Annotated in this window: 27 protein-coding genes and 1 tRNA gene; 16 read left to right on the top strand and 12 right to left on the bottom strand. The window is 70.8% G+C overall.

The genetic code is table 11. The features are described 5' to 3' along the window. Positions 1-31 precede the first annotated feature (31 nt). Genes KZJ41_RS25865 through KZJ41_RS25835 form a run of 7 tightly spaced genes read left to right on the top strand, consistent with a single transcriptional unit; the run spans position 32 to position 5,591 of the window. Positions 32-1,717: a thiamine pyrophosphate-binding protein gene (locus KZJ41_RS25865; RefSeq protein WP_251549841.1), complete on the top strand. Its 1,686-nt coding sequence runs from the start codon at positions 32-34 to the stop codon at positions 1,715-1,717. Then, a complete protein-coding gene (locus KZJ41_RS25860; RefSeq protein ID WP_050036047.1) occupies positions 1,714-2,184 on the top strand; it encodes an alpha/beta fold hydrolase in 471 nt (156 codons plus the stop codon). The genes KZJ41_RS25865 and KZJ41_RS25860 overlap by 4 nt, the downstream gene beginning before the upstream one ends. Beyond that, positions 2,181-2,423 (top strand): recombinase-like helix-turn-helix domain-containing protein, encoded by a 243-nt coding sequence (locus KZJ41_RS25855; RefSeq protein WP_029546493.1) that lies wholly within the window; start codon positions 2,181-2,183, stop codon positions 2,421-2,423. The genes KZJ41_RS25860 and KZJ41_RS25855 overlap by 4 nt, the downstream gene beginning before the upstream one ends. Before the next feature lies 1 nt (position 2,424). Continuing rightward, on the top strand, positions 2,425-3,522 hold the full coding sequence (locus KZJ41_RS25850; RefSeq protein WP_029546492.1) for a Rieske 2Fe-2S domain-containing protein: 1,098 nt from the start codon (positions 2,425-2,427) through the stop codon (positions 3,520-3,522). Positions 3,523-3,533: 11 nt separating this feature from the next. Then, a complete protein-coding gene (locus tag KZJ41_RS25845; RefSeq protein WP_043802519.1) occupies positions 3,534-3,851 on the top strand; it encodes a hypothetical protein in 318 nt (105 codons plus the stop codon). Further along, positions 3,848-4,252, top strand: coding sequence for a RidA family protein (locus tag KZJ41_RS25840; RefSeq protein ID WP_202917175.1), 405 nt, complete (start codon positions 3,848-3,850; stop codon positions 4,250-4,252). Before KZJ41_RS25845 ends, KZJ41_RS25840 begins: the two co-directional genes overlap by 4 nt. Positions 4,253-4,304: 52 nt before the next feature. After that, on the top strand, positions 4,305-5,591 hold the full coding sequence (locus KZJ41_RS25835) for an MFS transporter (RefSeq protein ID WP_029546489.1): 1,287 nt from the start codon (positions 4,305-4,307) through the stop codon (positions 5,589-5,591). 54 nt (positions 5,592-5,645) lie between these two features. Here the strand turns inward: KZJ41_RS25835 and KZJ41_RS25830 are convergent, their stop codons facing one another. From KZJ41_RS25830 to pcaH, 6 genes are read right to left on the bottom strand one after another with little or no spacing between them, the layout of a single operon-like run. Continuing rightward, positions 5,646-6,854, bottom strand: coding sequence for an acetyl-CoA C-acetyltransferase (locus KZJ41_RS25830; RefSeq protein ID WP_029546488.1), 1,209 nt, complete (start codon positions 6,852-6,854; stop codon positions 5,646-5,648). A 26-nt stretch (positions 6,855-6,880) separates the two neighbouring features. Further along, on the bottom strand, positions 6,881-7,687 hold the full coding sequence (locus KZJ41_RS25825) for an IclR family transcriptional regulator (RefSeq protein ID WP_050036044.1): 807 nt from the start codon (positions 7,685-7,687) through the stop codon (positions 6,881-6,883). Beyond that, complete coding sequence (gene pcaD, locus KZJ41_RS25820; protein WP_043802446.1) at positions 7,684-8,853, bottom strand: 3-oxoadipate enol-lactonase; 1,170 nt, start codon at positions 8,851-8,853, stop codon at positions 7,684-7,686. Before pcaD ends, KZJ41_RS25825 begins: the two co-directional genes overlap by 4 nt. Further along, positions 8,850-10,202 (bottom strand): lyase family protein, encoded by a 1,353-nt coding sequence (locus KZJ41_RS25815; RefSeq protein ID WP_251549838.1) that lies wholly within the window; start codon positions 10,200-10,202, stop codon positions 8,850-8,852. The genes pcaD and KZJ41_RS25815 overlap by 4 nt, the downstream gene beginning before the upstream one ends. A 13-nt stretch (positions 10,203-10,215) precedes the next feature. After that, a complete protein-coding gene (gene pcaG, locus KZJ41_RS25810) occupies positions 10,216-10,809 on the bottom strand; it encodes a protocatechuate 3,4-dioxygenase subunit alpha (RefSeq protein WP_251549836.1) in 594 nt (197 codons plus the stop codon). Then, complete coding sequence (pcaH, locus tag KZJ41_RS25805; RefSeq protein ID WP_029546483.1) at positions 10,802-11,521, bottom strand: protocatechuate 3,4-dioxygenase subunit beta; 720 nt, start codon at positions 11,519-11,521, stop codon at positions 10,802-10,804. Before pcaH ends, pcaG begins: the two co-directional genes overlap by 8 nt. Before the next feature lie 169 nt (positions 11,522-11,690). Here pcaH and KZJ41_RS25800 point away from each other — a divergent pair, with 169 nt between their 5' ends. Further along, on the top strand, positions 11,691-12,437 hold the full coding sequence (locus KZJ41_RS25800; RefSeq protein WP_029546482.1) for a CoA transferase subunit A: 747 nt from the start codon (positions 11,691-11,693) through the stop codon (positions 12,435-12,437). Continuing rightward, positions 12,434-13,087 (top strand): CoA transferase subunit B, encoded by a 654-nt coding sequence (locus tag KZJ41_RS25795; protein ID WP_043802432.1) that lies wholly within the window; start codon positions 12,434-12,436, stop codon positions 13,085-13,087. Before KZJ41_RS25800 ends, KZJ41_RS25795 begins: the two co-directional genes overlap by 4 nt. A 76-nt stretch (positions 13,088-13,163) precedes the next feature. On the opposite strand, the gene KZJ41_RS25790 is transcribed toward KZJ41_RS25795, so the two are convergent. Beyond that, positions 13,164-13,730 (bottom strand): carboxymuconolactone decarboxylase family protein, encoded by a 567-nt coding sequence (locus tag KZJ41_RS25790; RefSeq protein WP_231772350.1) that lies wholly within the window; start codon positions 13,728-13,730, stop codon positions 13,164-13,166. Between the two features lie 28 nt (positions 13,731-13,758). Between KZJ41_RS25790 and KZJ41_RS25785 the strand changes: the two genes are divergently transcribed. Both KZJ41_RS25785 and KZJ41_RS25780 read left to right on the top strand, forming a co-directional pair. Next, complete coding sequence (locus KZJ41_RS25785) at positions 13,759-14,256, top strand: MarR family winged helix-turn-helix transcriptional regulator (protein ID WP_251549834.1); 498 nt, start codon at positions 13,759-13,761, stop codon at positions 14,254-14,256. Positions 14,257-14,360: 104 nt separating this feature from the next. Further along, on the top strand, positions 14,361-14,912 hold the full coding sequence (locus tag KZJ41_RS25780; protein ID WP_037201207.1) for a peroxidase-related enzyme: 552 nt from the start codon (positions 14,361-14,363) through the stop codon (positions 14,910-14,912). 3 nt (positions 14,913-14,915) lie between these two features. On the opposite strand, the gene KZJ41_RS25775 is transcribed toward KZJ41_RS25780, so the two are convergent. The 3 genes from KZJ41_RS25775 to KZJ41_RS25765 form a co-directional block, all read right to left on the bottom strand. Next, positions 14,916-16,055, bottom strand: a complete 1,140-nt coding sequence (locus tag KZJ41_RS25775; RefSeq protein WP_029546477.1) for an AI-2E family transporter — start codon at positions 16,053-16,055, stop codon at positions 14,916-14,918. A 183-nt stretch (positions 16,056-16,238) separates the two neighbouring features. Next, positions 16,239-16,315: transfer RNA gene (locus tag KZJ41_RS25770), tRNA-Met, on the bottom strand. A 12-nt stretch (positions 16,316-16,327) separates the two neighbouring features. Further along, a complete protein-coding gene (locus KZJ41_RS25765; RefSeq protein WP_029546476.1) occupies positions 16,328-17,068 on the bottom strand; it encodes a FadR/GntR family transcriptional regulator in 741 nt (246 codons plus the stop codon). Positions 17,069-17,145: 77 nt separating this feature from the next. On the opposite strand from KZJ41_RS25765, the gene KZJ41_RS25760 reads away from it, so the two are divergent. Continuing rightward, complete coding sequence (locus KZJ41_RS25760) at positions 17,146-17,547, top strand: PPOX class F420-dependent oxidoreductase (RefSeq protein WP_006940636.1); 402 nt, start codon at positions 17,146-17,148, stop codon at positions 17,545-17,547. A 7-nt stretch (positions 17,548-17,554) separates the two neighbouring features. Here KZJ41_RS25760 and KZJ41_RS25755 read toward each other — a convergent pair whose 3' ends face one another. Then, positions 17,555-19,222, bottom strand: a complete 1,668-nt coding sequence (locus KZJ41_RS25755) for an L-lactate permease (RefSeq protein ID WP_185713224.1) — start codon at positions 19,220-19,222, stop codon at positions 17,555-17,557. Between the two features lie 187 nt (positions 19,223-19,409). Between KZJ41_RS25755 and KZJ41_RS25750 the strand changes: the two genes are divergently transcribed. Genes KZJ41_RS25750 through KZJ41_RS25735 form a run of 4 tightly spaced genes read left to right on the top strand, consistent with a single transcriptional unit; the run spans position 19,410 to position 22,547 of the window. Beyond that, complete coding sequence (locus tag KZJ41_RS25750; protein WP_006940640.1) at positions 19,410-20,174, top strand: (Fe-S)-binding protein; 765 nt, start codon at positions 19,410-19,412, stop codon at positions 20,172-20,174. Continuing rightward, positions 20,171-21,673, top strand: coding sequence for a LutB/LldF family L-lactate oxidation iron-sulfur protein (locus tag KZJ41_RS25745; RefSeq protein ID WP_251549832.1), 1,503 nt, complete (start codon positions 20,171-20,173; stop codon positions 21,671-21,673). Before KZJ41_RS25750 ends, KZJ41_RS25745 begins: the two co-directional genes overlap by 4 nt. Then, a complete protein-coding gene (locus tag KZJ41_RS25740) occupies positions 21,670-22,293 on the top strand; it encodes an LUD domain-containing protein (protein ID WP_006940643.1) in 624 nt (207 codons plus the stop codon). The genes KZJ41_RS25745 and KZJ41_RS25740 overlap by 4 nt, the downstream gene beginning before the upstream one ends. Continuing rightward, positions 22,290-22,547, top strand: a complete 258-nt coding sequence (locus tag KZJ41_RS25735; RefSeq protein WP_152103802.1) for a WhiB family transcriptional regulator — start codon at positions 22,290-22,292, stop codon at positions 22,545-22,547. The genes KZJ41_RS25740 and KZJ41_RS25735 overlap by 4 nt, the downstream gene beginning before the upstream one ends. A 52-nt stretch (positions 22,548-22,599) precedes the next feature. Here KZJ41_RS25735 and KZJ41_RS25730 read toward each other — a convergent pair whose 3' ends face one another. After that, entirely contained in the window at positions 22,600-24,231 is a 1,632-nt protein-coding gene (locus KZJ41_RS25730; protein ID WP_251549830.1) for an FAD-dependent monooxygenase, read from the bottom strand. Positions 24,232-24,233: the final 2 nt, after the last annotated feature.

Raw genomic sequence — 24,233 nt, 5'->3', positions numbered from 1 at the left:
CCCGCCAGTGGTCATCTGCATCGGAGGAAACATGGACACCCCCTCATCCGCGCCGGGTCGGCGCGCCACCGGCGGCGACGTCCTCGTGTCGGTCATGCGCCGGCACGGCATCGACACCGCGTTCGGCGTCGTCAGCATCCACAACCTTCCCCTCGTCGAGGCCGTCGCCCGCGACCTGAACTTCGTCGAGGTGCGGCACGAGGCCGCCGCGGTCAACGCCGCGGACGGGTACGCCCGCGCCTCGGGCCGCATCGGCGTGGCGCTGACGAGCACCGGCACCGGCGCCGGCAACGCCGCCGGATCAATGATCGAGGCCCTCACTGCCGGCAGCCGCGTCCTGCACGTGACCGGCCAGATCGAAAGCGAATACCTCACGCCCGAACCGGCCGCGTCGAGCCGCGGCGTGATCCACGAATTTCCCCGGCAACGGCAGATGCTCGACGCCGTCTCCCGGTACGCGGCGACGATCACCGACGCCAAGGACGCCGAGGCGGAACTCGAGGCCGCGATCGCCCGCATCCTGTCGGCACCGCAGGGACCCGCCAGCGTCGAATGGCCCACCGACCTGCAGTATCTGGCGTCGCCGGACGAACAGCGAGCGGCGGAGGCCCGGATCGCACAGCCACCGGCCCCCAATGCTGCTGCGCTGGAGCGCGCCGCCGCGGTGCTCGCCTCCGCCGAGCGGCCCCTGCTGTGGCTCGGTGGGGGCGCCGCCGGCGCCGGCGACGAACTGCGCGCCCTCGCCCACCGGCTCGGGGCGGGGATTCTCACCAGCAACTCCGGACGGGGCATCGTGTCCGAGGACGACGACCTCGTCGTCGGGAACTTCGCGGCGTCCCCCGAGGTCGCCGGGCTCCTCGCCGACGCCGACGTCCTGCTCGCCGTCGGAACCCACTTCCGGTCCAACGAGACCAAGAGCTACCACCTCACGCTGCCTGCGACGCAGGTGCAGATCGACATCGATCCCGCCGCGATCGGCCGGGTGTATCCGGCCACGGTCGGAATCGTCGCCGACGCCCGCACGGCACTGCGTGGCATCCTCGACGCGCTCGACGGCACCGTCCGGCGCGACGAGTGGGCGGCCCGGGTTCAGGCGGCGCGGAAGCGCAGCCGGGCCGCGCTCACCGCATACATCGGCGGCTACGCCGAGATCTGCGAGGGCATGCGCCGCGTGCTGCCCCGCCGGTCGGTGGTCGCCCGCGACGTGACGATCCCGTCCAGCCAGTGGGGCAACCGCCTGCTGCCGTTCTACGAGCGCGAGACCAACATCTTCCCGCTCGGCGGCGGCATCGGGCAGGGCCTCGCCATGGGGCTCGGCGCGGCCCATGCCCGCCGGGACGTTCCGACGGTCGTGATGGCCGGGGACGGGGGTCTGGCCGTGCACCTCGGCGAGCTCGCCTCGCTCGCCGGGTCCGACGCCTGGTGCGTCGTGCTGGTGTTCAACGACGGCGGCTACGGCGTTCTCCGGAACATGCAGGAGGCCAACGGTTTTAGTCGGTCCGGGGTGGACCTGCACACGCCGCGGTTCGATCTGCTCGCCGCCTCGATGGGCATGCCGTACACCCTCGTGCAGCGGCCCGGCGTCTTCGAGTCCGCGTTCGGGGAGGCGATCGCGACGCGCCGGCCCGCGCTGGTCGAGGTCGACGTGACCGCCCTCGACCCGCAGCCCGGACCGTTCGTGCCACCGGTGCACGTGCCGACGGGAGGTGCCCGATGACCCCGCGGATTCGCGCCGAGGCGGCCTGGTGGACCGACGGGCAGGCCGCCGCCGCGCTGCGCGACGGCCGCGCGGTGCACCTGTACGCCGCGGGCGCCGACGCCGAACCCGCCCTGCGCGCGGCCGATCGTCACGGCGACCTGCTGCGCAGCCTGATCCTGGCCGATCCCGCGTGCGACGTCGACGCCGTCGCCGGCCTCCTCGGCCGGATCACCGTCCCCACGCTGGTGGTGGCCTCCGCTCTCGGCGACGACACCGATCTGTCCGTACCGCAGCGGCTCGCGGGCGAGATCGACAACGGAGTCTTCGTCGTCGTCGACGGATGTCCGGCGCCCGTCCACCTCACCCGGCCCGAGTCCTTCACGGAATGGGCGAGCGCCTTCGCCGCCATCGCCGAGGGACTCGCCGCCCGCTACCGGTCCGGGCTCGCCGCCCCCACCCCCCACATCGAAGGAGTTCTCGCGTGAACCGCACTGCGACGGCACGATTCACAGAACCGTACCTGGAACCACGACAGACCCATCCCGATCCGCTGACCCCCTACGAGGACAAGCTCGCCGGGTCACTCATGGAGATCTTCGGGACCGGCACCCACGACCTGCCCGGTGTCGTCGAGGGACTCAACGGCCTGGGCCTGCACGGCCCCGACGGCCGGCCCTGGACCGAGGACACCTTCCGCGCCGAAATGCGACGACTGGGGAGATGACATGACCACCTTCGAGACTGCACAGACCACCACCAGCGGCGCCCCGCGCCCGGCCGGACCGCGGTTCGCCGTCGGCACCCGCCGGCCGATGGACGCCGACGAGATCGCGGCGACCGGCCTGCGCGACCGCTGGTACCCGATCCTTCCGTCGCGCATGGTCGAACCGGGCGCGATGGTCAAGGTCACCCGCCTCGGCGTGGACTGGCTGCTGTTCCGCGACGCCCGGGGCGCGGTCCACATGCTCGAGGACCGGTGCCCGCACCGCAGCGCCCCGCTGTCGGTGGGGCAGCATCTCGGTGACCGCGTCGCCTGCCTGTACCACGGCGTGCAGGTCGACGGAACCGGCACCGTCGTCTCCGTGCCCGGCATGCCCGGGTGCGCGCTCGAGGGCAAACGCGCGACCGCCTCGCTGTCGGTGGTCGAGGCCGCCGACACGATCTTCGCGTTCGTGCCCCTGACCCACGACTCCGTGCCGACGCCGTTCGTCCTGCCGGACCGGCTCGCGGACGAGGAGGTGTCGTGGTTCCCCAACTACGCGGAGTGGGCCGGGCCGTGGCGCTTCTACATGGACAACGTGCTCGACCCGATGCACGGGGCCTTCCTGCACCGCAACTCGCACTCGATGTTCGGCGGCGACACCTCGGCGCGGTTCCGGATCCGCGAGACCGACCGCGGGTTCTTCTTCGAGAAGACCGACCAGCGCGGCGTGAACTTCGACTGGGTCGAGTTCGTGCGCGGATCCATGGACTACGTGGACCTCGAGATCCCCTACGCCCCCAATGCCGGTCCCGGCGGCGTGTTCGGCATCGTGGGCATGTGCACCCCGATCGACCGGGACCACTCCGCCATCTTCCACTGGCGCACCCGGCGGGTGTCGGGCTGGGAACGGGAGGCGTGGCGCTTCCTGTACCGGACCCGGCTCGAGGAACGGCACTGGGAGGTGCTCGAACAGGACCGTGCCGTCCTGGAGGCGCTGGCCGCGGATGCCGACGTCGAGGAACACCTCTACCAGCACGACCTCGGTGTCTCCCGGATCCGCCGGATCTACCGGGCCGACGCGAAGCAGCAGGCGGCGGTGCTCGCGGGAGTGCCGGCGTGAGCGGCGGGACCATGATGCTCACCGTGGTCCTGCGGCACGATCAGAGCCGGAACCTCGAACAGTTGCAGGGCCGGCTCGACGACGCGGACTGGTGGCACGGGTTCCCGCCCGAGGGGTGCGAGGTCGTCTCGTGGGTGGTCGCGATGGGGATCGGGCAGATCGTGACCTTGCGGCTGCCCGCCGATCGGCTGGCCGCCGTCAACGTCGAACTCGAGCGCCGCGCGTGGGGCGTGTTCCGCACCGAGTGCTACCCGACTTACGACTTCGTGCCGGTGCGGGAGCGGCTGACCCGCGAATCCGACGAACGTCGCGGCGCGGTGCTCCGATGACCCGGGTGGGACACCCGGCCGTCCCGGAGCCGCCGCGGCCGGACATGTTCAGCAACGCCCGCGTCGTCGGCCGGCACTTCTTCGTCTCCGGCATGCACGCCGGCACCCCCGACGGTCCCGTCGGCGGTGCCGACGTCTACCGCCAGGCGCGGGAGGCGTTCCGACGCACCCGCGCGCTGGTGGAAGCCTGCGGCGCGCAGGTCGACGACATCCTCGCGCTGCGCATCTACGTCACGGACATCGGAGCCAAGGCCGCCGTCGGGCGGGCCCGCGCCGAGGTGTTCCGCGGCGACTTCCCGTGCTCGACCCTGGTCGCGGTGTCGGCCCTGGTCGAGGACGGCCTCAGCGTCGAGGTCGAAGCACAGGGAATCATCTCGGCGGCCGCGACGGCGGACGCGTAACCTTCTGATTCGACGCCCCTGGCAGGGCATCGACCGACCCGAGGACGCCACCATGCGCGGACCCAACACCACATCGTCCACTTCCCGAACCGACGAGGCAGCGCCGAACTGGCCCGTCCTCGTCCTGACCTTCGTCGCCGTCGTCCTCGACGGTTACGACACGATCGCCCTGGGCCTGTCGGTCCCGGCGCTCGCGAAGGACTGGGACGTCGCCCCGTCCCACTTCACCCCCGCACTGTCCCTGACCAGCGTCGGCGTGGCACTCGGTTACCTCGCCTGCGGCCGGATCGTCGCACGGTTCGGCGCCCGGCGCGTCGTGCTGGCCGCGGTGGTGGTGTTCACCGTCGGCTCGCTGCTGACCGCGTTCGCGTCGACGATCACCGAACTCACCGCCCTGCGCGTGCTGACCGGCCTCGGCCTCGGTGCGGTCCTGCCGGCGGCCGTCTCCCACGCGACGGCCCTCAATCCCGCCCGGCTGCGGCAGTCGATCGCCGTGTTCGTCACCATGGGCATCTCCCTCGGTGCGCTGATCGCCGGGGTGCTGGGCACGCGCCTGATCGGCGCGTTCGGCTGGGAATCGGTGTTCCTCGTCGGCGCCGCGGCCTCGGCCGTCCTGTTGCCGCTGCTGTGGATCGGCCTCCCCGACGGACGCGCCGCCGGCGAGCCCGCGCCGGCCGCCGCCGCGACCGCGTCGGCGGTGCGCGAGGCGTCCGTCGCGCGCCTGTTCGACCCGGGGCTGCGGAGCCGCACGCTGCTGCTGTGGGGCTTCTCGTTCCTGATGTTCACCGTGTACTACGTCTTCTCGTCGTGGTTGCCGACGCTGCTGACGAGCTACGGGTTCTCGGCGGGGCTGGCACCGTTGGGCTCGGCCGCGCTCGGGGTCGGCAGCATCGTCGGTGCGGCGGTCCTCATGATCGGTGCACTGCGGTTCCGGATGTCGTCGGTGCTCCTGGTCACCACGTCGCTGGCGATCGTCTTCCTCGTCGTGTCCGCGTTCCTCGGTCCCGACAAGGTGCTCTTGCTGATCGTGTTCGGCGGCGTGGGTCTCGGCATCCAGGCCGGCATGATCGGTCAGACCGCGCTGTCGGTGTCGATGTACCCGCAGGGGACTGCGACGACCGCGGTCGGCTGGTCCGCGTCCATGGGACGGCTCGGCTCGGTCGTCGGCCCGGTGGTGGGCGGCGCGCTCATCGGCCTCGGCGTCCCGACCGGCACCATCGTGCTGGTGGCGTGCGTTCCGGTCCTGGCCGCCCTGGTCCTCATCGCGGTGCTCGGCTGGATCACCGCTCCGAAGACGCTCTCGAAGTCGGCACCGGCGGCCGTGCCCGCAGGCCGCTGACGCGGCCGGTGTGTCCTTCGGGCTGCTGGAACAGCCCGAAGGACACACGGGCGTTTACGCCCTCTCGAACACCGCGGCCAGGCCCTGGCCGCCGCCGATGCACATCGTCTCGAGGCCGTAGCGGCCCTCGCGGCGGTCGAGCTCGCGCAGCAGGGTGGCGAGGATGCGGCCGCCGGTCGCGCCGACGGGGTGGCCGAGCGAGATGCCCGACCCGTGGGGGTTCAGGCGCGCATCGTCGGGCTCGAGGCCCCAGCTGCGGGTCACGGCGAGGGTCTGCGCGGCGAACGCCTCGTTGAGCTCGATCACGTCCATGTCCGCCAGGCTCAGGCCGAGGCGGCCGAGGGCCTTCTCCGTGGCCGGGACCGGGCCGATGCCCATGGTGCGCGGCGGCACCCCGGCCACCGCCCAGCTCGCCAGCCGGGCCAGCGGGCGCAGGCCCAGCTGCGCGGCCTTCTCGGCGGTGGTGACGATCGCCAGCGCGGCACCGTCGTTCTGACCGCTGGCGTTGCCGGCGGTGACGGTCGACTCCGGGTCGATCCTGCCGCGGATCGGGCGCAGCGTGGCGAGGGATTCGACGCTGGTGTCGGCGCGCGGATGCTCGTCGGTGTCGACGACGAGCGGATCACCCTTGCGCTGGGGCACGGCCACCGGGACGATCTCCTGCGCGAACACGCCGTCCTTCTGCGCGGCCACGGCGCGCTGGTGCGACTGGACCGCCAGGGCGTCCTGGTCGGCGCGGCTGATGGCGAACTCGGCGCGCAGGTTCTCGGCCGTTTCGATCATGCCGCCCGGCACGGGGAAGTCCCGGCCGCCGGCGGTGACCCGGGCGCGGGCCAGACGGTCGGACAGGGCCACGGACTCACCCTTGACACCCCAGCGCATGCCGGTGGCGTAGAACTCGGCCTGGCTCATGGACTCGGCACCACCCGCGAGGATCAGGTCGCTGCCGCCGGACTGGACCTGCATGACGGCCTGCAGGACGGCCTGCAGCCCCGAGCCGCAGCGCCGGTCGACCTGCTGGCCCGGAACCTCCACGCCGAGACCGGCGTTGAGGGCGGCGACGCGGCCGAGGGCGGGAGCTTCCCCGTTGGGCGAGGCCTGGCCGAGGATCACGTCGTCGACGTCGGAGCCGGAGATACCGGTGCGGGCGACGAGCTCGCGGATCACGGTGGCGGCGAGGTCTTCCGGTGCGACGTCCTTCAGGACGCCACCGAAGCGGCCGACGGGGGTACGGAGGGGTTCGCAGATCACTACGTCGCGCATGGCAGTTTCCTTGTCGATATTCGGGGTCAGTGCTTCTGGGTCCGGGCGAGATCGGCCGAGATCGCCGCTGCCGTCTCGATCACGGCGGGCACGAGTTCGCTCCGCACGGCGTCGAGGCTGTAGCGGGCGGCCTGGGTGGAGATGTTCACGGCGGCGACGACGCCGCCGGAGGCGTCGCGGATGGGCGCGGCCAGCGAGCGGAGCCCCTCCTCGAGTTCCTGGTCGACGATGCAGTAGCCGTCGCGCCGGATCCGGTCGAGCTCGGCGCGCAACCCGTCGGCCGTGATCAGGGTGCGGGAGGTGAGCGGCTCGAGCGTCGCGGTGGCGAGGTAGGCGTCGAGTTCGGCGGGGGAGAGCCCGGCGAGCAGGACGCGCCCCATCGAGGTGGCGTGCGCGGGAAAGCGCGTGCCGATGGTGATGGAGACGGTCATGATGCGGCTGACCGGAACCCGCGCGACGTAGACGACGTCGCCACCGTCGAGCACCGACACCGACGTCGACTCGTGGACGTTCTTCGCCAGCGCCTCGAGGTGCGGGCGTGCCACCTCCGGCAGCGTCAGGCTCGACAGGTAGCTGTAGCCGAGCTCGAGCACGCGCGGGGTCAGCCAGAACTGGGAGCCGTCCGTACGTACGTATCCGAGCTCGACCAGCGTGAGCAGGAACCGTCGCGCGGTGGCCCGGGTCAGGTCGGTGGCCCTGGCCACCTCGCTGAGGGTGCGCCGGGGGTGTTCGGCGTCGAACGCCTTGATGACGGACAGTCCGCGCGCGAGCGACTGCACGTAGTCCGGCGACGCTGCGGTCGCCGCGATCGGGTCGCCGTCGGTGATCGTCATGGTGTGGTGCTCCCCTCGCCGTCTGCGAGCGCCTGCCTGCCGAGCGCGAACGCCCGGTTGCTGTTCGGCACTCCCGCGTAGATCGCGGTGTGCAGGAATACTTCCACGAGCTCGTCGGGGTCGAGACCGGCGCGCAGGGCCGCCCGGATGTGCATGTCGAGTTCGTGCTCGTTGCCGACGGCGGTGAGGATCGCCAGCGTCAGCAGCCGGCGGGTGTGATGGTCCAGTCCGGGCCGGGACCAGACGTCGCCCCACGCGGTGCGGGTGATGAAGTCCTGGAACGGCTCGGTGAACGCGGTGGCCGCCGACATCGCCCGGTCGACGTGCGCGTCGCCGAGCACCGAGCGCCGGACCCGCATGCCCTGTTCGAAGGCGGCGGTGCGCTGCGCGCCGGCCGGGGTGGCGCGGGCGATGTGCTCGCGGATCAGGGCGGTGATCCGGCCCGCCTGTTCGACGTTGGCCAGGTGCGCGCCCGGGTCGACGACGTGGAAGGCGGCGCCGGCGATGCCGTCGGCGATCTGCTCCATGACGGCCGGCGGGGTGGCCGGATCCTGCTCGCCGGCGACGACGAGGGTCGGCGCGACGATGCGGGCGAGGTCGGGGCGCCCGTCCCACGTGGCCAGCGCCTCACAGCACGCGGCGTAGCCCTCGTCGCTGGTGCCCGCCACCATCTCGACGTGCCGCGCGACCAGGTCGGGGTCGCGTTCGGCGAGGCCCGGGGTGAACCAGCGGCCGACGATGGACTCGGCGATGGACGCCAGCCCGTCGGCGCGGACCGTGGCGGCGCGGTCGAGCCACGGCTGGGCCGGGGCGAAGGCGGCGGACGTGCACAGCAGGGTCAGGGTGCGGACGCGTTCGGGGTGGTGCGCGGCGAGCCACTGGCCGACGGCGCCGCCGAGCGACAGGCCCACGAAGTGCACCGAGCCGAGGCCGAGCGAGTCGAGCAGCGCGACGACGTCACCGCCGAGATCGGCCATCGTGTAGGGGCCGGCGACGACGGGGGACTTGCCGTGTCCGCGGTGGTCGACGGCGACGACGTTGGCGATCGGGGACAGCGCGGTGATCTGCGGCGCCCACATCGACAGGTCGGAGCCGAGCGACCCGAGCAGCACCACCGGGGGAGCGGTGGGGTCGCCGTGCTGTTCGTAGTTGAGCGTGACGGTCATGCCTGTCCTCCAAGGGGCCGGTCGGCGGTGGTGTCGTGGTGGGCCAGGGCGCGGTCGACGAGGTCGCCGGCGTGGCCGAGGTAGCGGGTGGGGTCGAGCAGGGCGCGGACCCGGTCGGCGCCGAGGTGCTCGACGATGCCGGGATCGCGGTCGAGCGGAGTGCCGGCGCGGGCCGCCGCGGTGACGATCTCGCGCGCCGAGCCGGTGTGCTCGGACAGCGCCGCGGCGACCTTCTCCGCAAGGATCGCCCCGCCGGTGAGTTCGAGGTTGCGGGTCAACGCGTCGGCGTGGACGTGCAGCCCGGTCAGGCTGACCGAAAGCTGATGGGCCGCACCGCCGGTCAGCCGGAGCAGGTCGGTGAGCGTCTCCCACTCGGCATGCCAGGCGCCCGCGGCGCGGGCGAACTCGTGGTCCGTCGACGCGAGGGCGGTCGCGACGAGGCCGGGCACGCGCCGCGCGGCCGCCCGGGCGGTGATCGCCGCGACCGGATTGCGCTTGTGCGGCATCGCCGACGATCCGCCCGGCGCGTCCTCGCTGACCTCGCCGAGTTCGGTTGCGGCCATGAGGACGACGTCGGTGGCGGGCTTGGCGACCGCGCCCGCGGCGATCCCCAGGGCGGCCGCGAGCCCGGTCACGGGGGTACGCGCGGTGTGCCACGGCACGAGGGGCCTGGCCAGCCCGAGCAGGTCCGCCAGGGTGTCCGCGAACGCGAGGCCGTCCGGGTGCACTGCGGCGAGAGTGCCTGCTGCGCCGCCGTATTGGGCGGGCAGCGAGACGAGGGCGCGGTCGAGCGAGGCGGTGGCGTCGTCGAGCGCGACGAGCCACGTCGCGGCGAGGGCCCCGAACGTGGTGGGCAGCGCCTGCTGCCCGAGGGTGCGCGCGACCATCGGGGTATCACGGTGCCGGCGGGCCAGGCGTGCCGTCGCCTCGGCGGTGCCGCGCAGCTCGGCGACGACGAGCCGGCCGGCCTTGTGCGCCAGCAACATCAGCGCGGTGTCGAGTACGTCCTGGCTCGTGGCCCCGACGTGCACCGCGGCGGCAGGGGCCTGCGAGCGCTCCCGCAGGATCTTCACCAGGGGGATCACCGGATTGCCCCCGGCCGCGGAGAGCCGGCCCAGTTCGGCCGGGTCCAGTTCGCGGGTGAGTTCCCCGGCCGCCGCGGCGACGGCCGTGACGTCGGCGGCGGTGGCGCGACCGTGCTTCTCGGCGGCGCGCGTGATCGCCACCTCGACGTCGAGCAGGGCGGCGATCCACGCCCGGTCGGACAGCAGCGGTGCGAGGTCGCCGGCCCCGAACACAGGGTCGAAGAGGGCACCGCGGGTATTGTCGGACTGCGCCGGCACGGTCAAGGCACGCTCCCGTCTAGATCGCGAAGAACGGCGTCTCCACACCGTTCGGATCGAGGTCCTGAACGTACACGGTCCAGGCGTAGCCGTCGTCGGACTTGTCGGCGATCAGCTTGTGCCGCTGCGACTCCGGCAGTGCGGTGAGCACCGGGTCGGAGGCGTGCGCGGCGAGGTCCTCCGGGAAGTACATGCGGGTGCAGAGGCGGTCGAGCATGCCGCGCGCGAAGATCCCGACGTTCAGGTGCGGCGCCTCGTCGGCCTCGGTGTCGGACTCGTGGGCGCCGGGCTTGACCGTGTGGATCGCGGCGGTGCCGGTGCCGTCGGCGGCGCTGCGGGCGAAGCCACGGAAGCCCTCGGCGCCGAACCGGCCCTCGGCGTCGGCCTGCCAGGTCTCGACCATGGCGTCGGCGATCGGCTCGCGGTTCCCGTCGATCACGTTGATGCGCACGGTGATCCGGCCGGGGGTGTCGGCAGGGACGACGTCCGCGCCGTCGTCCCACTCGAGGCCGATCTTCCAGTACGGACCGACGGTCTGCGACGGTGTGGGACCGAAGGCGGCGGTGCTCTGGTCGCCCGGGGTGACGGGGTAACGAGGAGCGAACTCACTCATCGTCGTCCTCCTCGTTCTCGAAGGGGGTGGCCTCGCGTCCGCGCAGGACGATGTCGAAGCGGAAGCCGAGGGCCCAGTTGTCGACGGTGGCGTCGTAGTCGAAGACGCTGACCATCCGGTGCCGCGCCTCGGCGGGCACCGCGTTGTAGATGGGGTCCTGGAAGAACATCGGGTCGTCGGGGAAGTACATCTGGGTGACGAGCCGCTGCGTGAACGCCGTGCCGAACAACGAGAAGTGGATGTGGGCGGGACGCCAGGCGTTGTGGTGGTTGCGCCACGGGTAGGCCCCGGGCTTGACGGTGGTGAACCGGTATCGGCCCGCCGCGTCGGTGACGCAGCGGCCGACGCCGTTGAAGAACGGGTCCAGCGGGGCGGGCCAGTTGTCGTCGACGTGCCGGTAGCGGCCGGCGGCGTTGGCCTGCCACACCTCGAGCAGCGCGTGGGGCACGGGCTTGCCGTCGCCGTCGAGGACGCGGCCGTGCACGATGATGCGCTGGCCGGCGGCCTCGCCGCCGTTGGCGATGCTCAGGTCGGCGTCCCCCTCCTGCACGCGGTCCTCGCCGAAGACCGGCCCGGTGAGCTCGCCGAGCCGCTGTGGGACGAGCGTGAGCGGCTGCGCCGGGCGGCGCAGCGCTGTGGTCCGGTAGTCGGGGAAGTCGAGCGGCGGGTGCACGCCGTCGGGGCGGGCGAAGCGGGGCGGCAGGTGAAGCATGGGACCTCGGTGTTCGATGCGTGTTCGCGATATGGACGGAAGGACGCTATGCGTACGAGGCTAGTGGGTCGTCCTGGCCGAATCAATATTCCAAAATGAAACAGTCTCGAAATGGTTCGTATCACGGACGGGGGTTCACATTACGCACAACTGCCGCTATCGTAGAGGCATGGACAAAGTCGTTGCCACCGCCGCCGAGGCCGTAGCCGACATCCCGAACGGCGTCACCATCGCCGTGGGCGGATTCGGTCTGGTCGGCGTCCCGGAAATCCTGATCAACGCGCTGCTCGAGCAGGGCGCCACCGACCTCGAGACGGTCAGCAACAACTGCGGCACCGACGGCTTCGGCCTCGGGGTGCTGCTGGAGAAGGGCCGCATCCGCCGCACCATCTCCTCCTACGTCGGCTCCAACAAGGAGTTCGCGCGGCAGTACCTCTCCGGTGAGCTCGAGGTGGAGCTGACCCCGCAGGGCACCCTCGCGGAGCGGCTGCGCGCCGGCGGCGCCGGCATCCCCGCCTTCTTCACCCCCGCGGGTGTCGGCACCCAGGTCGAGGAGGGTGGCCTGCCGCTGCGCTACGACGGCAAGGGCGGTATCGCCGTCGCGTCCCCGCCGAAGGAGACCCGCGAGTTCGACGGCGAGACCTACGTCATGGAACGCGGAATCGTCGCCGACTACGCCCTGGTCCACGCCTGGAAGGGCGACCGGCACGGCAACCTCGTCTACCGCACGAGCGCCCGCAACTTCAACCCGCCCGCCGCCACGTCGGGCCGCATCACCATCGCGCAGGTCGAGCACCTCGTCGAACCCGGCGAGCTCGACCCCAACGAGATCCATACCGCCGGCATCCACGTCCAGCGCGTCGTGCACGTCGGCCCCGTCACTGTCGGCATCGAGAATCGGACGGTCCGTTCATGACCCAGGCAGCCACCACCATCCAGAAGCTCACCCGTGAGCAGATGGCCGCGCGCGTGGCCGCGGAACTCTCGGACGGCCAGTACGTCAACCTCGGCATCGGCATGCCGACCCTGGTGCCCAACTACCTCGACCCGGACGTCGAGGTGATCCTGCACTCGGAGAACGGCGTGCTCGGTGTCGGGCCGTATCCGACCGAGGACGAGCTCGACCCCGAGCTCATCAACGCCGGCAAGGAGACCATCACGGTCATCCCCGGGGCCTCGTTCTTCGACTCGGCGGAGTCCTTCGGCATGATCCGCGGCGGACAGATCGACGTCGCCGTCCTCGGCGCGATGCAGGTCTCCGCCAAGGGCGACATCGCCAACTGGATGATCCCCGGCGCGATGGTCAAGGGCATGGGCGGCGCGATGGACCTCGTCCACGGCGCCAAGCGCGTCATCGTGATGATGGAGCACGTCACCAAGAAGGGCGAGCCCAAGATCTTCGAGGAGTGCACCCTGCCGCTCACCGGCAAGCACTGCGTCCAGCGGATCATCACCGACATGGCGGTCATCGACGTCACCGACGAGGGCCTGAAGCTCGTCGAGACCGCGCCCGGCGTGAGTGTCGACGACGTTCTGGCCGCGACCGCCGCGAAGCTCATCGTCTGACCCTTCCTCCCCTGACGGGCCGAATGTCACACGGGTTCGATCTGACTGAACCCGTGTGACATTCGGCCGTCTGCGTTTACGGGGCGACCTCCTCGCGTCGCCACGCGAACGGCGCGAGCGGCGGGTCCAGCTCGGCGGCGGTGAGGCGGTTGGCGAGCGTCGAGAGGGTGAAGGTGCCGACGCCGAGGACCACCTCGAGGGCGTTGCGCGCCGTGAACCCCGCCGCGGTGAACTCGGCCCACCGGTCGTCGGGCACCGCACCGGCCGAATCGAGTACCGCCAGGGTGAACCTCCGCAGGACCTCGAGTCGTTCGTCGGCGAGGGCCCGGCCGGTGCGCAGTGCGTCGACGAGGTCCCCGGGTGCGCCCATCCTGGTGAGCTTCGCGCTGTGCAGGGCGACACACACGTGGCATTCGTTGCGGGTGGCGATCGTCAGCACCAGCACCTCCCGTTCGATCTCGCCGAGGCTGCTGCGCTCGAACAGTGCGTTGGCGCGGGTGAAGGCCGACAGCAGTTCGGGGGATTCGGCCATGAGCGCGACGGGGTCGGGCACGAATCCGAACTCTCGTCCGATCGCCGACATGATCGGCCGGGCTGCGGGCGGCGCGGTCTCGGGGCTGTGGCGGGTGAAGGTGGTGGGCATCGAACCGTCCTCCGTTAAGCTAGACAACATGGTTGACGAAACGGTAAACCAAGTTGTCGAATCCGCGCAAGGCCCCGGCTACGAGCTGCCACTCCTGCTGTTCGCGGGATTCCGTGCCCTGGTCGACGCTCTGCATCGGCAGCTCGCCGAGGAGGGGCATCCGGACGTGCGCCCCGCGCACGGCTTCGCGATGCAGGCCATCGGAACCGCCGGCGCCTCGGCCAGCGAGATCGGCCGCCGTCTCGGCGTGTCCAAACAGGCGGCGGGCAAGACGGTGGATCGGCTCGGGCAACTCGGGTACGTGCGGCGGGAGGCGGATCCGTCCGATGCGCGCGCGAAGACCGTCGTCCTCACCGACCGAGGCCTCGACTGCCTCCGGCGCTCCGCGGCGATCTTCGACGAACTCCGTGGCCGGTGGGGCCGGACGTTGGGCTCCGAGCGCCTGCGGCAGCTCGAAGCCGATCTGCGCACGGTCGCCGGCGCCGAGGGCTTCCGTCTCGATGCGCAGGCGTGGTTCGACCGGTGACCGCCGTGGCGCGGCGATCTGGACAACTCGGTTAATTCCGGTTAACTTCAGGGTCCGTTGTCCCGACCGGCCCAGGAGACCTTGTGAGCACGCGCTTTCCCGCCATGGAACTGAAGGATCTGCCCGGGGACATCGCAGAGCGCGTCCTCGAAGTGCAGGAGAAGTCGGGGTTCGTGCCCAACGTGTTCCTCACCTTCGCGCGACGTCCCGCCGAGTGGCGGGCCTTCTTCGCGTACCACGACGCGATCATGTTGCGGGAGGACTCCGGCCTGACCAAGGGCGACCGGGAGATGATCGTCACCACGATCTCCGCCGCCAACAACTGCCTGTACTGCGTCGTGGCGCACGGCGCGATCCTGCGGATCTACGAGAAGAAGCCGACGGTGGCCGACCAGGTGGCGGTCAACTACCGCACCGCCGACATCGAACCGCGGCAGCGCGCGATGCTCGACTTCGCCACCAAGGTCAACGAGCGTGCCTACGACGTCGACGACGCCGACTTCGCGGCCCTGCACGCCCACGGCTTCACCGACGAGGACGCCTGGGACATCGCCGCGATCACCGCGTTCTTCGGCCTGAGCAACAAGATGGCCAGCGTGACCGGGATGATGCCCAATCCCGAGTTCTATCTCATGGGCCGGGTGCCGCGGCAGTAACGTTCAGCCGTCCTCGTCGTCGCGGGGTTCCGGCTCGGGCTTCGTCCTGCCGGTGGGGTCGACGACGAGTTCGTAGCGGCGTCCGTATGTTTCGACCAACGCCTGCAGCACGGCGACGACGGGGACCGACACCAGCGCCCCGATCGCACCGAACAGCGACGCGCCGACGATCACCGAACCGAATGCGACGGCCGGGTGGATCGACACGGTCTTCGACGTGATCCGCGGGTGCAGCACGTAGTTCTCGACCTGCTGATAGGCAGTGCCGAACAACACCACCCACAGCCCGTCGATCGGCTGGTTGGCCGCGGCGATGATCGCCGGCAGCGCGATCGCGAGATACGTCCCGAGGGTGGGCACGAACTGCGACACGACCCCGGTCCACAGCGCGAGCGGCAGCCAGTACGGCACACCGATCGCCATCAGGAAGATGCCGGTGCCCACGGCGCTGACCGCACCCAGGATGAGCCGCGAGACGACGTATCCGCCGGCCTTCTCGACGGAGGTCTCCCACACCGTCGAGATCACCTGCTGCTGCCGGGCCGGGAACCAGCTCGAGATCGTGCGGCGCATCGCCGGTCCCTCGGCCGACATGTAGAACACGAACAGCAGCATCGTCATGGCCTGGAAGACCACTCCCACCACAGACGACACCACCCCCACGACCCCGGGGGTGAACCGCTGGACCAGTTCCCGGACGGTCTCCGGGGTCAGGCGGAGGAGCTCCGGACCGGTGGCGAAATTCGTGTCGAAGACGCGGTTGGCCCATTCGGTGACCGCGGTGAGGGCGTCCGGCAGGGCCTTCAACAGCTGGCCCAGCTGCTCGACGAGCAGGGTGCCGAACAGCGCGACGAACCCGATCGCGAAGGCCAGCAGAGAGAAGAGCACCAGGCCGGTGGCGGCGCCGCGCCGCATGCCGACGCGTTCGAGCCAGTCGACGACCGGCTCGAGGGTGATGCTCAGCAACCACGCCAGGAACAGCAGGCCCAGGAACCCGCGCAGGTTGTGGAACAGCCAACCCGAGAGCTGGTAGGCGGCGACGGCGAACAGCACGTACAAGATCGCCGGCCGCAGCCAGCGGGGAGCACGCCGGCCGGCGTTCTCACGCTGCGCCGGTCGCCCGCCCGGGTCGTCCTCGCTCATCGCACACTCCGCGGTCGCCCGACTGTTCCGTACACAGCGGGAATGTACTCGCCTGCCCGCCGTGGCTCGGAGCGAATGTATCGGTCGCTACCGCTGTCGAGATGAGCGATACATTCGCTCGGCCCACAGGGTTCGCACGGGACAACGAAACCGGCCCGGACTCGTGAGAGTCCGGGCCGGTGGTGGTAGCGGGGACAGGATTTGAACCTGCGACCTCTGGGTTATGAGCCCAGCGAGCTACCGAGCTGCTCCACCCCGCGTTGCATCGCCAACTATACACGAGGTCGGGGGTGCTCGCGTTCAGGGGCGTCCGGGCGCCCCAGGCTCTCCGCGTAGTAGCCGCGAATGTGCTCGACGATACGGGCGCGGGCCAGCTCGGGATCGCCCGCCCGAACGGCTTCGAGCAGCCCGCGGTGCTCGCAGCGCAGCCGGGTGCACGTCGTGGGCCAGGTGGTCAGAGGGGCGCCGGCGAGCACGTAGCTTTCGATCGAGTCGCGCAGGCCCGTCATCATGGCCGCGATCACCTGGTTTCCGGCCGCGTCCGCCATCGCGATGTGGAACCGGGCGTCGAGCACCAGGAATTCGTGTGCGGCGAGCGTCGCGTCGTCCATCGCGTCGAGCAGCTGCTCGGCGTGCGACAGGTCCGGGGTGGGGTCGCTCGCGGCCAGCGCGCGCATCACCTCGGTCTCGAGGACGAGACGGGTCTGCACCACGTCCGACACCGGGAAATTCTGCGCTGCCACCTGCAGGCGCATGAGCATGGACATACCGCCGGTGGGCCGCGAGACGATCATCGCGCCCGCGGTGGGCCCGGAGCCGGTCTGCGCGGTGAGCAACCCGAGCGCTTCCATCACGCGCAGTGCCTCCCGCACCGACGAACGGCCCACCCCGAGCTCGGCGGCCAGGACGCGTTCCCCGGGCAACCGCTGGCCGGGGGCGAGGTGTCCCGAGACCAGTTGCTGCTCGAGGTGGTTCAACACGGTCTCCCATGCGCGGGGCTCGGACTGCGACATGGTGCGAGCCTATGCCGTTTGCCGGTCGCACCGAACGCGCGGATCCTGGGAGACAGTGATCCTCGTGAGGAGCAGTCATGACCGAACCGATTCCTCCCGAGCTCGAACCGTTCGTCGCCGAGAAGGTGGTGCTGCTGCAGACCCGGAAACGGGACGGCAGCTGGGTCGACACCCCCGTCAACATCGCGGTGCGGGGCGATCGCGCCTATTTCCGTACGCCCGGGCGGGCATCGAAGAACAAGCGGTTGAAGAACTTTCCCGAGGTACGCATCAGCCCGTGCACGTGGCGGGGGCGGGTCACCGGATCCGCGGTCGAGGCCACCGCCCGGCTGCTGTCGGGCGCCGAGTCGGTGGCCGCGGCACGCGCGATCGACCGCAAGTATCCGGTGCTGCAGCGCTACCTGGTGCGTGCCGCCCACAAGGTCATGCGCACGCCCACACTGCACTACGAGCTGACCGGGCTGCACCCGCCCCGGTAGTGCCGGCTCACGGCAGCATCCACGACAGCACCGGAGTCGACTGGAGATACACCAGCACACACAACAGCGCGAGCATCCCGACGCTGTAGCCGACGACCTTGCGCAGCAGCAGCGGCTCGCTGCCCGGCCGGGCGACTGCGGTCGCCGCGATGGTGAGGTTCTGCGGGCTGATCAGCTTGCCGACGACACCGCCGGAGGTGTTCGCCGCGACCAGCAGTGTCGGATCGATACCCGCGGCCTGGCCCGCTGTCTGCTGCAGCCGCGCGAACAGCGCGTTCGCCGAGGTGTCCGAGCCGGTGACGGCGGTACCCAGCCAGCCGAGGATCGGCGACAGCAACGCGAAGATCGCGCCGGTGCCGGCGAGCCACGTACCGATCGCGACGGTCTGCCCGGAGTGGTTCATCACGTACGCCAGTCCGAGCACCGTCGCCACTGTGGCGATGGAAAGCCGCATCTTCCACAGTGTTTCGCCGAAGGTGCGGAAGGTGAGCCGGACGGTCATCGGGAACCGCCCGTCGCCGCTGCGCACCGTGTACACGACGCCGACGATGATCCCCGAGAGCAGCAGGAGTGTGCCGGGATTCGACAGCCACGGCAGCGTGTAGATCGCCCCGGTCGACGGATCCCCGTTCGCGGTGAGCAGATTCCCGTACAGCCCGGGCCACTCGATCTTGATGTCGGTGCCCGACAGCCACTTCGGCACGTCGAGGCCGAGGGTCCACAGCTTGGCGATGCCGAACACCACGATGACGAGCAGGTACGGGAACAGGGCCATTGCCGTGCGCACGGCGCCGATCGGTTCGGCCGTGACGTGCGAATGCTGGTCCTCGGGCGTGGTGGGCCGCCAGAACCGCAGCATGAGGACGGCGGCGGCGAGCCCGACGAGGGACGCGACGACGTCGGTGAGTTCGTACGAGAAGTTGCTCGAGCACCAGTACTGGGCGACCGCGAAGGCGAAACCGGTGACCAGCGCGATCGGCCACACCTGCCGGACGCCGCGCCGGCCGTCGACCAGCAGCAGTAACAGCAACGGCACGAACCACGCCAGGACCGGCGTCTGCCGGCCGACGACGGCCGCGATCTCGGTCGACGGGATGCCGGTGAGGTTGCCGGCGGTGGTGATCGGAATTGCCATGGCGCCGAACGCAACCGGTGCGGTGTTCGCGACGAGCACGGTGACGGCGGCGCGGATCGGGGGCATTCCGATCGCGATGAGCATCGCGCCGGTGATGGCGACCGGTGCGCCGAATCCGGCGAGGGCCTCGAGCATGCCGCCGAAGCAGAATGCGATGAGCATCGCCTGGATGCGCATGTCGCCGTGACCGACCGAGTTGAACACGTGCCGCAAGTCCTCGAAACGTCCACTGACAACGGTGAGTTCGTAGAACCAGATTGCGGTCACCACGATCCACATGACCGGGAACAGGCCGAACGTGATGCCCTGCAGCGCGGACAGTCCGGCCAGCGGCGCCGGCATGCCGAAGCCGACGACGGCGACGACGAGTGCGACGGCGAGCGCGCCGAGCCCGGAGTACCAGGCCTTGAGCTTGAGGCCGGCGAGCAGCACGAAGAACGTCAGCAGGGGGACCAGGCCCAGCAGGGCCGTCGCGGTGAGGTTGCCGGCGACGGCGGTGGTCGACGGCGTGTACGTCACCGCCAGCAGTTCGGTTTCCACATGAAACTCCCGGTTTGCGCCGCGGACCGCGGCGGGTTCTGTGGTCAGACCACAGGACCGTACACCATGACCCCGGTCACAATCGAGTGCCGGAGGGATCCGGGAGAATTTCGGCCGAGGGGGTGACGCACCGCACCGACCATGCGTTACTGTGGTCTGACCACACAGACCCGATGCGGAGATCCACATGCGAATCGCCCTGTTCGCGACGTGCCTCGGGGACACGATGTTCCCCGGTGCCGTCTCGGCCACCGCCCTGCTCCTCACCCGGCTCGGCCACGACGTCGTCTTCCCCGAAGGCCAGACCTGCTGCGGCCAGATGCACGTCAACACCGGCTACCAACCCGACGCGCTGCCCCTCGTCGAGAACTACGCCGACACCTTCGGCGACACCCACATCGACGCGATCGTCGCGCCGTCCGGGTCCTGCGTCGGTTCCGTGCGGCACCAGCACGAGATCGTCGCCGCCCGCTACGGCTCGCCGGCGCTGTGCGGCCGCGTCGACACGGTGAAGGCGAAGACGTACGAGCTGTCCGAGTTCCTCGTCGACGTCCTCGGCGTCACCGACGTCGGCGCCTACTTCCCGCACCGGGTCACCTACCACCCCACCTGCCATTCGCTGCGCATGCTGCGCGTCGGCGACAGACCGCTGCAACTGCTGCGGGCGGTCCGCGAGATCGACCTCGTCGAACTGCCCGAGGCCGACTCCTGCTGCGGATTCGGCGGCACGTTCGCGATCAAGAACGCCGAGACCTCCACCGCGATGCTCGCGGACAAGCTGTGCAACATAGCCGCGACCGGCGCCGAATACTGCAGCGCCGGCGACTCGTCGTGCCTGATGCACATCGGCGGTGGGCTCTCGCGCCTGCGCACCGGGGCCCGCACCATCCACCTCGCGGAGATCCTCGCCTCCGTCGAACCGGCCGTCGCGCCGAAGGGAGTGCCCGCATGACCGTCCTCGGCATGCCCGCCGTCCCCCCGCGCGGCTCCGGCAATCTGCGCGGCACCGAGAAATTCCCCGCCGCAGCGCATCACGAACTCGCGAACACCCAGCTGCGCCGCAACATCGGCAAGGCCACCCACACCATCCGGGCCAAGCGGCTGAACGTGACCGACGAACTGCCCGACTGGCAGCAGCTCCGCGACGCCGGCGCCGCCGTCAAGCGCGACGTGCTCGGCCGGCTGCCGGAACTGCTCATCGAACTCGAGGCGGCGGTCGTCGCCCGCGGTGGCGTCGTGCACTGGGCGGCCGACGCCACCGAGGCCAACGCCATCGTCACCGACCTGGTCCGCAAGACCGGCTCGGACGAGGTCATCAAGGTCAAGTCGATGGCCACGCAGGAAATCGGGCTCAACGAGCATCTCGAGGACCAGGGGATCACGGCCTACGAGACCGATCTCGCCGAACTCATCGTCCAGCTGGGTCACGACAAGCCGTCGCACATCCTCGTCCCCGCCATCCACCGCAACCGCGCCGAGATCCGCGAGATCTTCCTGCGCGAGATGCCCGATGTCGACCCCGGTCTCGACGACAACCCGGCACATCTCGCGGCCGCGGCCCGCAAGTTCCTGCGCCGGAAGTTCATGACCGTGCCGGTCGCGGTGTCGGGCGCGAACTTCGGGATCGCCGAGACCGGCACGCTCGCCGTCGTCGAATCCGAGGGCAACGGTCGCATGTGCCTGACCCTGCCGCAGACCCTCATCACGGTGATGGGCATCGAGAAGCTGCTGCCCACCTTCCGGGACCTCGAGGTGTTCCTGCAACTGCTGCCGCGGTCGTCGACGGGGGAGCGGATGAACCCGTACACGTCGATGTGGACCGGCGTCACCCCCGGCGACGGACCGCAGGAGTTCCACCTCGTGCTGCTCGACAACGGCCGCACCGCCGCGCTCGCCGACGGGGTGGGACGCGAAGCGCTGCACTGCATCCGGTGCTCGGCCTGCCTGAACGTGTGCCCGGTGTACGAGCGCACCGGCGGGCACGCCTACGGCTCGACGTATCCCGGGCCGATCGGCGCCGTGCTCAGCCCGCAACTCGCCGGCATGGACACACCGGGTGACCCCAACGCGACCCTGCCGTTCGCGTCGAGCCTGTGCGGAGCATGTTTCGACGCGTGCCCGGTCAAGATCGACATCCCGTCGCTGCTGGTCGAACTGCGGCACCAGAAGGTCGAGCACGCGCCGTTCGGGGTCGAGGCCGCGGCGATGAAGGCGGCCTCGCTGGCGATGTCGTCGTCGCGCCGGTGGACGGCCGCGCAGAAGGCCGCCGGACTCGGCCGGCTCCTCGCCGGGAGGAAGGGGAAGATCACGACGCTGCCCGGGCCGCTGGGAGGCTGGACCGAGGCGCGTGACATTCCGGCACCACCGAAACAGACGTTCCGGCAATGGTGGAACTCGGACGAGGGGCGGGCCGCGCTGGCGCAGGCTCGCGAGAAGGGACGACAGCAGTGAGCACCCGGGATGTCATCCTCGGCCGGATCCGTGACGCCCTGACCCTGGCTCCGCCGGAGCCCGTGCAGGTTCCGCGCGACTATCGCACCGGACGCACCCTGCCCGACGCGCAGCGCCGGGAACTGCTCGTGGACCGGCTCGTCGACTACAAGGCACACGTCCACGAGTGCACGCCCGGCGACCTGCCCGACGTGCTCGCACGGGTCCTCGCGGAGCGGGGTGTGCGGCGCGTGGGAATTCCCGCCGGACTGGATCCCTCGTGGCTGGCGCGGTTCGACGGTGACGTGGTGGTGGACTCGGCCGAGATCCCCGCGCCGGACCTCGGCGCACTCGACGGCGTCGTCACCGCCTCCGCCGTCACGTGCGCCGAGACCGGCACGATCTTCCTCGACGGAAGCCCGGGCCAGGGGCGGCGTGCGCTGACCCTGGTGCCGGACCTGCACGTGTGCGTGGTGCCGCTCGCCGACGTCGAGGTCGGGGTCCCGGAGGCACTGGCCCGGCTGGTGCCGGAGCGGCCCACCACCATGATCAGCGGCCCGTCTGCAACCTCCGACATCGAACTCGAACGAGTCGAGGGTGTGCACGGTCCGCGGACCCTGGACGTGGTGATCGTTGGGTGAGCCTGCTGAGCGAGCACACCCGGCCGGCCCTCGGCTGGCGGTTCCGCGGTAGCTGCCGATCCGCCGGTGAATTCTACTTCTTCGCCCCGGACGACGAACCATCGCACGTCCGGCGCCGGCGCGAGGCCGCTGCGAAGCGGATCTGCGCGAGCTGTCCGGTGCTGACGGAGTGCCGAACCCACGCGATGCTCAGCAGGGAGCGGCACGGTGTGTGGGGCGGTCTGTCGGAGCGGGAACGCCGCACCCGGCGCTGACCGCGGACGCGCTCCCCGGTTCCGTGACCGGGGAGCGCGTACCACCTCTGTGTCACACCGCGGCCACCAGCGGGGCCACGACCCGCCGTCCGGTGGCGGTGCGGATCGCATCGGTCAGCACGGCCGGGTCCGCGGTGTCGACGACCGCGGCGATGTGCGCGTCGGGCCGGACAACCCACACCTCGTGCGCTGCCGCGGAAAGGCTTTCGGCGAGCGCGCCGGTCGCGTCGATGTCGTCGATGGCGTGGATCCGAACCGGCGCGCTCGTGGCGTCCAGCGCGAGCGTGCGCAGCGTGGTCGCGTCGACGTCGCGGCCGTGCAGGAGCAGGATTCCCGCCCGGGCCAGCGCACGCAGGCGCGTGGCCCGACCGCACACCGCGACCGGCATGTCCGGCAGCAGAACGCCCGGAACGGGCTGTGGAGCAACACCCCTGGCGGGCCGACCAGCGAAGGGACGGGCCGGGTCCGCGGTGGTCAGTGGCGAGTCGGCATACCAGAACGGTTCCGCGAGGCGGCCCGAGTCGACCTGGGCGCGGGCGTCGGCGTCGTCGGCCGCCGCCTCGAGGATACGCAGGCGGTGTGCGCGCTGCTCGTCGGTCTGCGGCACCAGGAAATCCATTGTCGCGGAGGTGACCTCGATGTTCTCGCGCGCCGCGGCCCGCCGCTCCAGGTCGTAGGTGTCCAGGAGCGACTCGTCGGCCCAGCCGCGCAGCACGAACGCGAGCTTCCACGCGGCGTTCTCGGCGTCGCCGACCCCGGAGTTCAGGCCGCGTGCACCGAACGGCGACACGAGATGAGCGCAGTCGCCGGCGACGAGGACGCGGCCCACGCGCATCCGGTCGACGAGACGAGCATGGAAGCGGTACACGGACTTCCACACGATCTCGTAGGGCAGCTCGGCGCCGATGATCCGGCGGATCCGGCGGTCGAGGGCGCCGCTCTCCGTTTCGGCCTCGAGGTCGTAGTCGCCGGGGACCTGCCAGTCGATGCGGAACGTCGAATCCGGGCACGGGTGGATGAGCACCTGGCGTCCGGGATTCCACTCGGGATCGAAGTAGAACCTGCGCTCGTGTGCCCAGCCGGGGATGTCGGCCTTGATGTCGCAGATGAGGAACTTGTCGTCGAACGTGCGACCCGCGAAGTCCAGCCCGAGGTGCGTGCGGAACCCGTCGGCCCGCGCCCCCATCGTCGCGACCGCGTAGGCGACGGGCACGACGGCGGGACCGTCCGGGGTCGTGCACAGCACGCGTACGCCGGCGTCGTCCTGGTCGATACCGTCGACATGGTGACCCCACCGGACCTCGATGAGCGGTTCCTCGGCGATGCGCTCGTCGAGCAGCTGCTCCGTGCGGGCCTGGGAGATGTTGACGAACGGCGGGAACGCGGAGCGGCCGTTGTCGACGAACGGTTGGGTGAACAGCTTCTCGTCGCGGTAGAAGGTGCTCGCGGTGTCCCACGTGACGCCCTCCGCGGCGACCTGCTCGCCGACACCGACGGCGGCCCACACTTCGAGCACGTCGCGTTGCTGGCAGATCGCCTTCGAGCCGATCGGGTCGCGTTCGGGGCGAGCGTCCAGGACGATCACGCGAATGCCCCACCGGGCGAGCAGCAGGGCGGTGGTCTGCCCGACGGGTCCGTTCCCGAGCACCGCGACGGTGCCGTTGTGAATGTTCCGCACTGTCATCA

This window comes from Rhodococcus sp. 11-3, assembly GCF_023704055.1.
In the GTDB taxonomy this organism is placed as follows: Bacteria; Actinomycetota; Actinomycetes; order Mycobacteriales; family Mycobacteriaceae; genus Rhodococcus; species Rhodococcus aetherivorans.
This window is presented reverse-complemented; position numbering and strand designations above follow the sequence as displayed.